The sequence below is a fragment of the Streptomyces sp. LUP30 genome, from assembly GCF_001746365.1.
GTDB lineage: Bacteria > Actinomycetota > Actinomycetes > Streptomycetales > Streptomycetaceae > Streptomyces.
The window spans coordinates 118,561-132,242 of record NZ_MJAJ01000018.1 but is presented as its reverse complement, the minus strand read 5'-3'; the positions used below and the strand labels follow the sequence as shown (position 1 = coordinate 132,242).

Genomic DNA, 13,682 nt, shown 5'->3' with positions numbered 1-13,682 from the left:
ACCGCGCCCGCCCTACGCCCGCTCGCGCTCCTGGGTCCGCACCCGCGCGGTCCGCTCCGACAGGGCGGTGCTGCCGTTCAGCTTGCGGTGGGGGCCCGGCTCGCGGGCCGGGACCGTCTCCGGCGTCCGCCCGGCGGGAGCCGCTCCCACCGGGACCGGCCCGGCGGCGGCCGCCACGGCCCCGCTCCGCTCCTCCGCCCGCCGCCGCCGGTACCGGGGCGGGACGAAGGCCTCGGCCCAGCGCGGCGTGCGCGGCGTGAAGCGCGGCAGCAGAAGCAGCCCGAGGCCGACCGCGCTGAGCGCCACGACGCCGAGGACGATCCACATGGAGGCCGAGTTGACCGAGTAGGCCAGCGCGCCGAACGCGATCAGCGCCGACCAGAAGTACATGATCAGCACCGCGCGGCTGTGCGAGTGGCCGATCTCCAGCAGGCGGTGGTGCAGATGCCCGCGGTCCGCCGCGAACGGCGACTGACCGCGCCAGGTGCGGCGCACGATCGCCAGGATCAGGTCGGCCGCCGGGATCGCGATGATCGTCAACGGCATCACCAGCGGGATGTAGACCGGCACCATCTGGTGGACGGCGTTGCGCTCGGATCCGGAGAACAGCTTCATGACGTCGGGGTCGACCTGACCCGTGATGGAGATCGCGCCCGCGGCCAGCACCAGCCCGATCAGCATCGAGCCCGAGTCGCCCATGAAGATCCGCGCGGGGTGCATGTTGTGCGGCAGGAAGCCCAGGCACATGCCCATCAGGATCGCCGCGAACAGCGTCGCGGGGGCTGCGGCCTCGATGCCGTACGAGTACCAGATGCGGTAGGCGTACATGAAGAACGCGGCCGCCGCGATGCACACCATGCCGGCGGCGAGGCCGTCGAGGCCGTCCACGAAGTTCACCGCGTTGATGGTGATGACGACCAGCGCCACCGTCAGCAGGGTGCCCTGCCACTGGGTCAGCGCGACCGTGCCGACGAGCGGGATGGGCAGCCACAGGATCGTCAGACCCTGCATGACCATGACGCCGGCGGCGATCATCTGGCCGCCCAGCTTGATCAGCGCGTCGATCTCGAACTTGTCGTCCAGGACGCCGATCAGCCAGATCAGCGCCGCGCCCGAAAGCAGGGCGCGCGGCTCGTTCGACTTCTCGAAGACCTCGTTCAGGTTGGTGAGGTGGTCGGCGACCAGCAGACCGGCGCACAGACCGAAGAACATGGCGATCCCGCCGAGCCGCGGAGTGGGTTCCCGGTGCACGTCACGGGCCCTGATCTCCGGCATCGCTCCGGCCACGATCGCGAACTTGCGTACCGGCCCGGTCAGCAGATACGTCACCGCGGCCGTGATGCAGAGCGTCAGCAGGTATTCACGCACGGGCTTCCCCACAGGTCTCGCTGGCCATCTCAGTCCCACACCCTAGCGATCGTCTACCGCACGGCGCATATGTGTGAGGACTGCCGGGTAGTGACGATGGTTTCACGTGAGGCTGTGTGCACGGGCGCACGGGGGGTGTGCGAGAGGGTGCGCACGGGGCACGCGTACCCCGGTTCAGCCCGGATACGGCGGAAACGCGTACGTGAGCTCGCGCACCTCCTCGCGGGCCTTCTTGCCCTCGACCTCGCCCCGCAGCACCCCCGCCATCAGCGCCGCGATCCGCCTCGTCTCCTGCTCCCCCATGCCCTGTGTGGTCAGCGCGGCGGTGCCCAGGCGCAGACCGCGGACATGCGCGTGCGGCAGGGCGCAGCAGTCCAGCACCATCCCTGCGGCCGCGAGCAGCCCCCGCGCGCCACGGCCGTCGACGCCGAGCGGGGCGGGGTCGGCGGTGATGAGGTGGGTGTCGGTGCCGCCGGTCGTGACGCTGAGCCCTTCACTCTCCAGAGCGGCGGCGAGAACCCTCGCGTTGGCGACCACCTGATGGGCGTACGCGCCGAACGCCGGTGTCGCCGCCTCCCCGAACGCGACCGCCTTCGCGGCGATGGTGTGCATCTGCGCGCCGCCCTGGGTGAACGGGAACACGGCCCGGTCCACCCGTTCGGCCAGCTCGCCGCCGCACAGGAGCATCCCGCCGCGCGGCCCGCGCAGCACCTTGTGCGTCGTGGCGCAGACGATGTCGGCGTACGGCACCGGACTGGGCGCCGCTCCCCCGGCCACGAGACCGATGGGGTGGGCGGCGTCGGCGATGAGGTAGGCCCCGACCTCGTCGGCCACCTCGCGGAAGAAGGCGTAGTCGATGTGCCGGGGGTAGGCGATGGATCCGCACACGATCGCCTTGGGCCGGTGGCTGCGGGCCAGCGCCCGGACCTGCCCGTGGTCGATGAGGCCCGTCTCCGCGTCCACCCCGTAGGGGACGAAGTCGAACCAGCGCCCGGAGAAGTTGGCGGGCGAACCGTGGGTGAGATGCCCGCCGTGGGGCAGCCCGAGCGCGAGGACGGTGTCGCCGGGCCGCAGCAGCGCCGCGTAGGCGGCCAGCACCGCCGAGGAGCCCGAGTGGGCCTGGACGTTGGCGTGTTCGGCCCCGAACAGGGCCTTGGCACGGTCCACGGCGATGCGCTCGGCGACGTCGACGATCTCGCAGCCGCCGTGATGGCGGGCCCCCGGATATCCCTCGGCGTATTTGTTGGCGAGCGGCGAGCCCAGCGCCGCGAGCACTGCGGGCGAGGTGAAGTTCTCGGCGGCGACCAGCTGCAGCGTCGACGCCTGCCGCTCCCGTTCCCCGAGCAGGATCTCGGCCAGCTCGGGGTCCTGCCGGCGCAGGACATCGGCCTCGGGGACATGGGTGACCGACATGATGCGCTCCGGGGCGTCGACGGTGACGTACGTCCAATGTAGGCCCGCCACAGACCCCGCGCGCGGCCTCGACGTCCTTCCGGGGCCGCCCGGCGGCGCGGGGCGAACGGCCCCGCGCCTCCGCCGACGTCCCGCGGACGGCTACGGCACCCGGTGCCACCACGGGCCACGTCCGACGCCGGTGGTGCGGACACGACCCGCCTGGGGGCGCGCCCGGTCAGGTGCGGGCCGGGACGCCTGTCAGGGCCGTGACGACCGGGTCCAGGGCCTGGTGTATCTCGTCGCCGATCGAGCGGAAGAACGGCAGGGGAGCCCCGTAAGGGTCGTAGACCTCGTCCGCCTCCAGGGTCGGGGCCAGAAGCCACCCGCGTAGAGCCGCCGCCGCGCGGACCAGGGCCCGCGCGCGCATCACCACACCCTCGTCCAGCGGGGGGAGGGTGGCCGGGTCGATGGCGTTCACCAGCCGGGTGAACTCCTTCAGGGTGAAGGTGCGCAGGCCCGCCGAGTGGCCCATGGAGATGACCTGGGCGCGGTGGTCACGGGTCGCCGTCAGGACCAGGTCGGCCATGATGACGTGCTCGTCGAGCAGCTCGCGGCCCGTGAAACCGGAGGCGTCCGCGCCGAAGTCGGCCAGCACGGTCTCCGCGTTGGCCTCCATCGGCGCGCCCTCGTGGCCCCAGGTGCCCGCGCTCTCCACGATCAGCCCGCCGCCCAGCACCCCGAGCCGCTGCGACACGAAATGCCGGGTCAGCCGCTCGGTGATGGGCGAGCGGCAGACGTTGCCGGTGCTGACGTGGAGGATGCGGAAGGTGTCGCGCGGAAACCCGAACGTCGTCGTCTGCTCCGCGGCACGTTCCCCGTTGCCTATGCCACGCCCCGCGTCAGGGGCTGTCAATTCGCCACCTCGAGGTCGGGTACGACCTTCCGCAGCTCGTCCGCGGAGATCGCGCCCGCCCGCAGCAGCAGCGGCACCTCACGGCTGACGTCGACGATCGAGGAGGGCACGTTGCCGGGGGTCGGACCGCCGTCGAGGTAGACGGAGACCGAGTCGCCGAGCATCTCCTGGGCGTAGTCGCAGGTCTCCGGCGAGGGGTGACCCGTGAGATTGGCCGAGGAGACCGCCATCGGGCCGACCTCCGTGAGCAGCTCGATGGCCACCGGGTGCAGCGGCATCCGCACGGCGACGGTGCCGCGGGTGTCGCCCAGGTCCCACTGCAGGGACGGCTGGTGCTTGGCGACGAGCGTCAGCGCGCCCGGCCAGAACGCGTCGACGAGTTCCCAGGCCATCTCGGAGAAGTCCGTGACGAGCCCGTGCAGCGTGTTCGGGGATCCGATGAGGACGGGGGTGGGCATGTTGCGGCCCCGGCCCTTGGCCGCCAGCAGGTCGGCGACGGCCTCCGAGGAGAACGCGTCGGCGCCGATCCCGTACACCGTGTCGGTCGGGAGGACCACGAGCTCGCCACGGCGGACGGCGGACGCGGCCTCGCGCAGACCGGTCACGCGGTCGGTCGCGTCGTTGGTGTCGTATCGCCGTGCCATCTAGCGGGCCTCCTCGTACACGAAGTACCTGTGCGCGTATGGGTGCGCGTCCTGCTGCGGGTCGAAATCATCGGGGACGACGCTCACGGCATCGCCCTGCGGGCGGTGGCGAAGCGCGGCCGGTTGTTGAGGTCGGGGTGGTCGGCGGCGTCGGCCCAGCCCCGCTCCTCGGTGAAGATCCACGGCACCTGGCCGCCCTGGGTGTCGGCGTGCTCGATGACGACGACGCCGCCCGGGCGCAGCAGCCGGTGCGCGGTGCGCTCGATGCCGCGGATCAGGTCGAGGCCGTCCTCGCCGGAGAACAGGGCGAGTTCGGGGTCGTAGTCCCGGGCCTCGGGGGCGACGTACTCCCACTCGGTGAGCGGGATGTACGGCGGGTTGGAGACGACCAGGTCGACCTGGCCGTCGAGGTCGCGGAAGGCGTCCAGGGCGTCTCCCTGCCGCAGGTCGACCCTGGACCCCTCCATGTTCTTGCGCGTCCACCGCAGGGCATCCTCGGACAGCTCCACGGCGTGCACGCGGGAGCGCGGCACCTCCTGGGCGAGGGCGAGGGCGATGGCGCCGCTGCCGGTGCACAGGTCGACGATGCGGGGCTCGACGACGTCCATGGCGCGCACGGCGTCTATGGCCCAGCCGACGACCGACTCGGTCTCGGGACGCGGGACGAAGACCCCGGGGCCCACCTGGAGTTCCAGGTAGCGGAAGAAGGCCCGGCCGGTGATGTGCTGCAACGGCTCGCGCTGCTCGCGCCGGGCGATGACCTCCCAGTAGCGGGCGTCGAAGTCGGAGTCCTGCACGGAGTGGAGCTGACCGCGCTTCACACCGTGCACGAACGCGGCGAGCTCCTCTGCGTCGTTGCGCGGCGAGGGCACGCCGGCGTCGGCCAGCCGCTGGGTGGCCTGAGCTACCTCAGCGAGCAGCAGACTGCGGGGGCTCGGGGGGCGTCCCCCAAATGATTGCTGCACGCGCGTCCTCCGTGTCGTACTCGTCGTGCGTACGTCCTACATCGCCTACGCGGCCGCGAGCTTGGCGGCCGAGTCCGCGTCGACGCACGCCTGGATCACCGCGTCGAGGTCGCCGTCCAGGACCTGGTCCAGGTTGTACGACTTGAAGCCGACCCGGTGGTCCGAGATGCGGTTCTCCGGGAAGTTGTACGTGCGGATCTTCTCGGAGCGGTCGACGGTGCGGACCTGGCTGCGGCGGGCGTCGGCGGCCTCCCGCTCCGCTTCCTCCTGCGCGGCCGCCAGCAGCCTGGAGCGCAGGATACGCATCGCCTGCTCCTTGTTCTGCAGCTGGCTCTTCTCGTTCTGGCAGGAGGCGACGACCCCGGTGGGAAGGTGCGTGATGCGCACGGCGGAGTCGGTGGTGTTGACGGACTGCCCGCCGGGGCCGGAGGACCGGTACACGTCGATGCGCAGGTCGTTGGCGTTGATCTCGACGTCGACCTCCTCGGCCTCGGGCGTCACGAGGACGCCTGCGGCGGAGGTGTGGATGCGCCCCTGGGACTCGGTCGCGGGCACGCGCTGCACCCGGTGCACGCCGCCCTCGTACTTCAGCCGCGCCCACACGCCCTGTCCGGGCTCGGTCGCGCCCTGGCCGCCCTTGGTCTTCACGGCGACCTGTACGTCCTTGTAACCGCCCAGCTCGGACTCGGTGGCGTCGATGATCTCGGTCTTCCAGCCGACGCGCTCGGCGTAGCGCAGGTACATCCGCAGCAGGTCGCCGGCGAACAGGGCCGACTCGTCGCCGCCCGCGCCGGCCTTGATCTCGAGGATGACGTCCTTGTCGTCCGAGGGGTCCCGGGGCACGAGCAGCAGCCGCAGCTTCTCGGTGAGCTCCTCGCGCTGCTTCTCCAGCTCCTTGACCTCGGCCGCGAAGTCGGGGTCGTCGGCGGCGAACTCGCGCGCGGTCTCGACGTCGTCGCCGGTCTGCTTCCAGGAGCGGTACGTGCCGACGATGGGGGTCAGCTCGGCGTAGCGCTTGTTCAGCTTGCGCGCGTTGGCCTGGTCGGAGTGGACCGACGGGTCGGCGAGCTTCTTCTCCAGGTCGGCGTGCTCTCCGAGCAACTCCTCGACGGCCTCGAACATGGTGGGCTCCTGAATGACGAACGTGGGGGAAGGGCGGGCGACCAAAAACGCCGGTCCCGGCGTGCCCCGGACGGGGACACTGCCGTGGACCGGCGAAGAGGGGCTCGCTACTTCTTGGAGCCGGCGGCGGCCTTGCCGAAGCGGGCCTCGAAGCGGGCCACGCGGCCACCGGTGTCGAGGATCTTCTGCTTGCCCGTGTAGAACGGGTGGCACTCGGAGCAGACGTCGGCGCGGATGTTGCCGCCCTCGATCGTGCTGCGGGTGGTGAACGACGCGCCACAGGTGCAGCTGACCTGCGTCTCGACGTACTCGGGGTGAATGTCGCGCTTCAAGGTGTCTCCTAGTTTCGGGAGGGCGCCGGGTCGCTGTCGCGGGATACGACGAGCGTGAACCGGAGCCGACGTACCAGTCTGCCAGGACTGGCCGCATCCCCCAAAACCGGGGGGTGGGGCGATCTATTCCCCGGGCCTGCCGGGGGCCGGCCGGCCCGGTCGTCCCCCCGGCCTCACGACGACGTCAGGGCGACCTCGGTGCGCCGTCACTACAGCGTCAGGACGACGTGACGACCCCGGCCGCCTCGCCCGTCGCGTTGCCCGTCGTGGCCGTCTTCGGGATGGGCCGGTCGTTCTTCAGGGCCGCCCAGACCTGCTTGGCCTTCGCCTCCGAGACGATGACCCGGTTGGGATCGGACGGGTCGTACAGGACCGGCATCGTGACCATGTTCATGTTGGTCGCGCTGATGCCCTTGAGGCCGTTCACGAAGGACATCAGGGAGTTCAGCGAGCCGAGGTGGGAGTCGGTCGTGACGGCCTTGGTGGCGGTGTCGGCGAGGTCGTACAGCTTCGTGCCGCCGGTGAACAGGCCGACGTGCTTGACCTGGTTGACGAGCGCCTTGATGAAGGCCTGCTGGAGCTGGATGCGCCCGAGGTCGGAGCCGTCGCCCACGCCGTGCCGGGTGCGGACCAGACCGAGGGCCTGTTCGCCGTCGAGGGTGTGCGTGCCGGCCTTGAGGTCCAGATGGCTGTCGGGGTCCTTGATGGCCTTCGTCGTGGTGACCGGGACGCCGCCCAGCTCGTCGATGAGCTTCTCGAACCCGGAGAAGTCGACTTCGAGGTAGTGGTCCATCCGGACGCCGCTGATCGACTCGACCGTCTTCACGGCGCAGGCCGCGCCACCCGTCGAGTACGCCGAATTGAACATCACGCCACGCGCGGCGTCGTGCGCTACGCCCTTGGCGTCCGTGCAGGCGGGGCGGTCGATGAGGGTGTCGCGCGGAACGGAGACCACGCTCGCCTTCTTGTGGCCCTTGTACACGTGAATGATCATCGCCGTGTCGGAGCGGGCGCTGCCGTCGTCGGCGCCGCCGCCCAGCTTCTTGTTGGCGCCGGAGCGGGTGTCCGAGCCGAGGACGAGGATGTTCTCGGAGCCGTTGTCGGCCTTGCTGGGCCTGTTCGTGCCCAGCGCCTGGTCGATGTCGACGCTCTTGATGTTGCCGTTGAGCTTGAAGTACAGGTAGCCCACTCCGGTGCCGCCCAGCACCACGATGCCCGCGGCGGTCCATGCGGCGATCAACAGCCCCTTGCGCCTGCCCCGCTGCCTGCGGTGGCGCGGGCCCTTGCTGCCGTCGGCCCCGCTCGTTGTGCCGGACTCACCCGGTATGCCGGGCTCCGGCGTGCTCTCGGCGGACACTTCGCTCCTTTTGTCGCGCGACCTCACTATCGTCACTCCGCCAGGACAGACGGGGAAACTCGGGACAGGGTTGCACAACGCTCCGTGCCCGGTCCGCAGCGGACCGGGCACGGAGCGTGACGCGGGCGAGCGGGCGCACCTCGCTCACCTGCGTTTTCGGCGGGACTCAGCCAAAGAGGTCGTACTGCTGGTAACCCGTCCCGAGTGAGACCCTTGTGGCAAAGATCGCACTCGTGGCGCTACCGGTGCCCTTGAGCAGGTACAGGGTGCCGCCGGGGGTGCGGACCACCAGGTCGGCCTTGCCGTCGCTGTTCAGGTCGCCCACCGCGTCGAAGGCGTTGTACGTCGTGTTGGTCCAGGTCGCGACCTTGACAGCGGGCTGGAGAACGGCCGTGCTGAGCACGCCGCGGCCCCGGTACAGGTACACGGCGCCCGTGCTCTTGTTGCGCGCGATCAGGTCCGTCAGGCCGTCGCCGCTGAAGTCGCCGTGGCCGCGCACCACGTTGAAGTTGTTCCAGCCCGCACCGATCTTGAGCGGGCTGCCGAAGCTTCCGTTGCCCTTGCCCGGGTACAGCCACAGCGCGCCCGCGGAGTCCACCGCCAGCATGTCGGGCAGGTAGTCGCCCGTCATGTCGCCGGGGGCGACGATGCTCTGACGGGTCTTCCAGTTGTCGCCGATGAGCTTGGTCGCCCAGGAGTCGGTGGAGGGCACGTAGTGCTGCCAGAAGACGTCACCGTCCGACGCCCGGCGCACCAGCAGGTCCTGGTAGCCGTCCCGGTCCAGGTCGGTCTGCAGGACGACGTTGTAGGCGCTGAAGGAGCCCCAGGACTGGCGCGCGGCGAGCGTGGCGCCCTTGGAGTCGAGCTCGTAGCCGGTCTTGGTGGAGGCGTTGCGCACCCACAGGTCGGCGAGGTGGTCACCGTTGAGGTTGGTGTCCTCGACGCGCGGATAGGCGGCGCCGACGTACGTGGAGACCTTGGTGAAGACGCTGTACGCGCCGCTCTGGACGCAGTCCTTCACGCCCCAGGAGACGACGCCCACGATCCGGTCCTCGCCGGCCGCGTTCCTGACGATCAGCGGACCGCCGGAGTCGCCGTTGCAGGCGGAGGTGGTGCCCGCGTCGCTGCCGCTGGCGGGGTCGCCCGCGCACACGTTGTGGCCCTTGACGAAGTCGACCCCGTAGAAGTTCGCACAGGCGGTGTCCGACTGGATCGGCAGCGTGGCCGTCTTCAGCACGTCGGAGATGTCCTGCGTGGTGGAGCTGGTGCGGCCCCACCCGAAGAGCTTGGCCTGGGTGCCGGCGGCGTACGACGCGGTGTCGGCGGCCGTCGTCATACGGATCGGCGTGGCCTTGACCGGGTTCGGCAGGGTCAGGACGGCGATGTCGTTGTCGATCGTCGACGGGCTGTACGACGGGTGGTTCCACTGCCGCCAGACGCCGCTGACGGTGCCGCCGTGCAGGTCGGTGATGTTGCCGCTGCTGTCGGTGGCCGGCAGCTGCGAGGTGCCGGTGATGACGGTGCCGTGCGAGTACCAGCTGTAGTTCTTGCCGGTCTCGTCCTTGAGGCAGTGCGCGGCCGTCAGGATCTTCGTCGGCGACACGACCGTGCCGCCGCAGAAGAAGCCGATGTCGTCGCTGGTGGTCGCGGTGCCGCGGTCGTCGCCGTACCAGAGCTGCGCCATCCACGGGGCCGTGGTGATGGTCGTCGTGGTGCCGCCGATGATCTTCGGGTCGACGGTGGCGGTGCCGGTGCCGGTGTGTGCGCCGAGCGACGTCTTGCCCGTCGCGCCCGGCGTGTCGTCACCGGCCACGGCGATGGCGAGGCGCTTGGTGAGCTGCTCGGCCGACGGCGCGCTGTACGAGGGCCTCGGAGGCGCCGTAGCGGCCGAGGCGGACGAGGTCAGCAGCGCACCGGCGACGGAAGCGGCCAGCCCTGCCGCGACGACGGGCAGCGCTATGCGCAGCTTGCGTCTGTGCCGACCGCTCCCGGACGTGGATGTACCCACTCGGTCCCCCCCTAGGGATCAGGAATCAGATTCGGTACGGGCTCGAACAGCCCATCGAAGAGCGTGATCGTAACAACGACCACTGACACGACAAGGGCCGCCCCCTGGGAGGGCGGCCCTTGTCGCGGTGTGCGGCGAGACGGACGTCAGTCGTTGTTGCCCGGCGACGGCGTCGTCTTCTGGATCTGGAGCAGGAACTCGCCGTTCGACTTCGTCTGCTTCATCTTGTCGAGCAGCAGCTCGATCGCCTGCTGCTGGTCGAGCGCGTGCAGCACCCGGCGCAGCTTCCAGACGACGGCCAGCTCGTCGTTGCCGAGCAGGATCTCTTCCTTACGGGTGCCGGACGCGTCCACGTCCACCGCCGGGAAGATGCGCTTGTCGGCGAGCTTGCGGTCGAGCTTGAGCTCCATGTTGCCGGTGCCCTTGAACTCCTCGAAGATCACCTCGTCCATGCGGGACCCGGTGTCCACCAGCGCGGTGGCGAGGATGGTCAGCGAGCCGCCGTCCTCGATGTTGCGGGCCGCACCGAAGAAGCGCTTCGGCGGGTACAGGGCGGTCGAGTCGACACCACCGGACAGGATGCGGCCGGAGGCGGGCGCGGCGAGGTTGTACGCACGGCCCAGACGCGTGATCGAGTCGAGCAGCACGACGACGTCGTGGCCCAGCTCCACCAGACGCTTGGCACGCTCGATGGCGAGCTCGGCGACCGTGGTGTGGTCCTCGGCGGGGCGGTCGAAGGTCGAGGAGATGACCTCGCCCTTGACCGACCGCTGCATGTCGGTGACCTCTTCCGGACGCTCGTCGACCAGGACGACCATCAGGTGGCACTCGGGGTTGTTGTGCGTGATCGCGTTGGCGATCGCCTGCATGATCATGGTCTTGCCGGTCTTCGGCGGAGCCACGATCAGACCACGCTGGCCCTTGCCGATCGGCGACACGAGGTCGATGATCCGCGTCGTCAGCACGCCCGGGTCCGTCTCCAGACGGAGGCGGTCCTGCGGGTACAGCGGCGTCAGCTTGTTGAACTCCGGTCGCCCGCGCCCGGAATCGGGCGCCATGCCGTTGGTGGAGTCCAGCCGGACCAGCGCGTTGAACTTCTCGCGGCGCTCGCCGTCCTTGGGCTGACGGACCGCGCCCGTGACGTGGTCGCCCTTGCGCAGGCCGTTCTTGCGGACCTGGGCGAGGGAGACGTAGACGTCGTTCGGACCCGGCAGGTAGCCCGACGTCCGGATGAAGGCGTAGTTGTCGAGGATGTCCAGGATGCCCGCGACGGGGATCAGGACGTCGTCGTCGGCGAGCTGCGGCTCCGCGGCGCCGATCTCGTCGCGCCCACGGCGGCCACGGCGGTCGCGGTAACGGCCGCGACGACCACGCCGGCCGCCCTCGAAGTCGTCGTCGTCCTGCGGGCCGTTGTCACGCTGCTGGCGGTCCTGACGGCCGCCGCTCTGCTGCTGGCCCTGCTGCTGACCGCCACGCTGCTGCTGGCCGCCCTGCTGCTCGTCGCCCTTGCGACGGTCACCACGGTCACCGCGGTCGCCGCGGTCACCACGGTCGTTGCGGTCACCGCGCTCGCGGCCGCGCTCACGGCGGTCGCGACGACGGCCCTCGGCGCCGTCGGCGTCACCGCGGGAGTCGCCCTGCGGCTGGCCCTGGGCCTCGGTCTGCGCCGGGGCGGCCGCCTCGGTCTTCGCGGCGGTCTTCGCCTCGGCGACGACCGTCTCCGGGCTGCCCGCGTCGGCGGTGGCGCGGCGACGACGGCGCTCGGCGGGGGCTTCGCCACCGGCCGGCTGGCCGGGAATCTCGATCTGCTGCTGGGCCACGGCCTTCTCGGCGGCCTCGGCCGGGGCGGCGTCCGCCTTCTTCTCGGCGGCCTCACCCGTGCGCGCCTTGGAGGTCGCGCGGCGCTTGGGCTTGGTCTCGGCGGCCTCGGCCGCGGGAGTCGCCTTCGCGGGGGCGGCTCCGCCTCCCCCGCCCTGCGCCTCCTTGATGACCTCGATCAGCTGGCTCTTGCGCATCCGCGCCGTGCCCCTGATGCCGAGTCCGGATGCGACCTGCTGCAGCTCGGCCAGCACCATGCCGTCGAGGCCGGTACCGCGGCGCCGCCGCGAGCCCGCACCGGTGGCAGGCGCGGAGGCGTCCGTGGCGGGCGCGGCAGCGGTCTCCTCGACACGTGCGCCCATCAGATCGGTGGTGTCGCTCACGAAGGGTCCTTCCCTGGAGCGGACGTCGGCCTGTCTGGCTCGGCGACCGTTTGTGCTGTCCGACTTCGGTCCTTGCTGTGGCCGAGCCGGGGCGGTTGTCCGCCGAAGCGGCGGAAGAGATTTCTGGTGATGGCGCTTCCTGAGCGAACCGTGACACCCAGTGTCACGTCGCGAGGTCGCACCGATTCCGGAGCGTGCCCCGAGGACCGCTCAGCGTCGCTGCACGGCGTACTGCCCAGGTACGACGTACGGAACGCAGTGCGGCTTGGGAGGCTCCCGGAAGAATGTCTGTCCCGAAGGGGGACACGAAGCACCTCGCCATGGTGGGGTCGGGTGCAGACTTGAGATTAACACTACCGGATCCAACAAACATTCCCCCTCTCGAAATCCGGCAACCGCGCATTTCTAGATGTCGCCGGAGGGCGCCAGGGGCAGCACGCTCGCCCCTCGCAGATCCAGGGCCAGGCGGTTCGCGGCCCATTCCGCACCGGCCGAAGCCTCGATCTTGTCGGCCGTTCCCGCGTCGGCCAGCGCCATCACGGTGGGCCCCGCGCCGGAGATCACCGCGGGGATCCCGTCCGCGCGCAACCGCTCCACCAGTGCGGCGCTGTCCGGCATGGCCGGCGCGCGGTACTCCTGGTGCAGACGGTCCTCGGTGGCCGGCAGCAGCAGTTCGGGACGTCGTGTGAGGGCCTCGACGAGCAGGCCGGCGCGGCCCGCGTTGGCGGCCGCGTCGACGTGCGGCACGGAGCGCGGGAGCAATCCGCGCGCGGTCTCGGTCAGCACCGGCTTTCCGGGCACGAAAACCACCGGAACGATGGAACCGGCGGGCTCCATCCTGATCGCGCGCGCGGCGCCCGCCTCCATCCAGGACAGGGTGAACCCGCCGAGCAGACAGGCCGCCACGTTGTCCGGGTGCCCCTCGATCTCGGTCGCGAGTTCCAGCAGCGCCGCTTCGTCGAGCCTGCTCTCACCGCCTATGGTCACCGCGCGCGCGGCGACGATTCCCGCGCAGATCGCGGCCGACGAGGAACCGAGACCCCGGCCGTGCGGAATGCGGTTGGCGCAGACGATCTCCAGGCCGCGCGGCTGGCCGCCCAGGACGTCGAAGGCCGTGCGCAGGGACCGGACGAGAAGGTGCTTCTCGTCCCTCGGCAGCGTCTCGCTGCCCTCCCCCGCGATGTCGATGTGCAGCCCTGAGTCGGCCACCCGGACGACCACGTCGTCGAAGAGTCCCAGCGCGAGGCCGAAGGCGTCGAAGCCCGGGCCGAGGTTGGCGCTGGTGGCGGGGACACGCACCCGGACGGGGGCGGCGCGAAAGGCGGGACCGGCCATCTTGCGATGACTCTCCTTGAGCTGCGGGGCTGTCGAATGAGA

Annotated in this window: 11 protein-coding genes; all 11 read right to left on the bottom strand. The window is 70.7% G+C overall.

Annotated features, from left to right (window positions below):
* Positions 1-12: 12 nt before the first annotated feature.
* The 11 genes from BG482_RS17390 to thrB all read right to left on the bottom strand — a co-directional run bounded on the left by BG482_RS17390 (position 13) and on the right by thrB (position 13,640).
* Positions 13-1,368 (bottom strand): MraY family glycosyltransferase, encoded by a 1,356-nt coding sequence (locus BG482_RS17390; protein ID WP_069769947.1) that lies wholly within the window; start codon positions 1,366-1,368, stop codon positions 13-15.
* A 174-nt stretch (positions 1,369-1,542) separates the two neighbouring features.
* Entirely contained in the window at positions 1,543-2,781 is a 1,239-nt protein-coding gene (glyA, locus tag BG482_RS17385) for a serine hydroxymethyltransferase (RefSeq protein ID WP_069770012.1), read from the bottom strand.
* 217 nt (positions 2,782-2,998) lie between these two features.
* Positions 2,999-3,676, bottom strand: a complete 678-nt coding sequence (locus BG482_RS17380; RefSeq protein WP_069769946.1) for a protein-tyrosine-phosphatase — start codon at positions 3,674-3,676, stop codon at positions 2,999-3,001.
* Positions 3,673-4,320, bottom strand: a complete 648-nt coding sequence (locus tag BG482_RS17375; protein ID WP_069769945.1) for an L-threonylcarbamoyladenylate synthase — start codon at positions 4,318-4,320, stop codon at positions 3,673-3,675. The genes BG482_RS17380 and BG482_RS17375 overlap by 4 nt, the downstream gene beginning before the upstream one ends.
* Before the next feature lie 83 nt (positions 4,321-4,403).
* The gene (gene prmC, locus BG482_RS17370) at positions 4,404-5,243 is read right to left on the bottom strand and encodes a peptide chain release factor N(5)-glutamine methyltransferase (RefSeq protein ID WP_069770011.1); all 840 of its coding nucleotides are present in this window, start codon (positions 5,241-5,243) and stop codon (positions 4,404-4,406) included.
* 87 nt (positions 5,244-5,330) lie between these two features.
* A complete protein-coding gene (gene prfA, locus BG482_RS17365) occupies positions 5,331-6,407 on the bottom strand; it encodes a peptide chain release factor 1 (protein ID WP_069769944.1) in 1,077 nt (358 codons plus the stop codon).
* Between the two features lie 107 nt (positions 6,408-6,514).
* Positions 6,515-6,739, bottom strand: coding sequence for a 50S ribosomal protein L31 (gene rpmE / locus BG482_RS17360; protein ID WP_069769943.1), 225 nt, complete (start codon positions 6,737-6,739; stop codon positions 6,515-6,517).
* Positions 6,740-6,956: 217 nt separating this feature from the next.
* Positions 6,957-8,096, bottom strand: a complete 1,140-nt coding sequence (locus BG482_RS17355) for an LCP family protein (protein WP_069769942.1) — start codon at positions 8,094-8,096, stop codon at positions 6,957-6,959.
* 166 nt (positions 8,097-8,262) lie between these two features.
* A complete protein-coding gene (locus tag BG482_RS17350; protein ID WP_079141868.1) occupies positions 8,263-10,104 on the bottom strand; it encodes a trypsin-like serine protease in 1,842 nt (613 codons plus the stop codon).
* 146 nt (positions 10,105-10,250) lie between these two features.
* Positions 10,251-12,305 (bottom strand): transcription termination factor Rho, encoded by a 2,055-nt coding sequence (rho, locus tag BG482_RS17345; RefSeq protein ID WP_069769941.1) that lies wholly within the window; start codon positions 12,303-12,305, stop codon positions 10,251-10,253.
* A 405-nt stretch (positions 12,306-12,710) separates the two neighbouring features.
* On the bottom strand, positions 12,711-13,640 hold the full coding sequence (gene thrB, locus BG482_RS17340) for a homoserine kinase (protein ID WP_069769940.1): 930 nt from the start codon (positions 13,638-13,640) through the stop codon (positions 12,711-12,713).
* Positions 13,641-13,682: the final 42 nt, after the last annotated feature.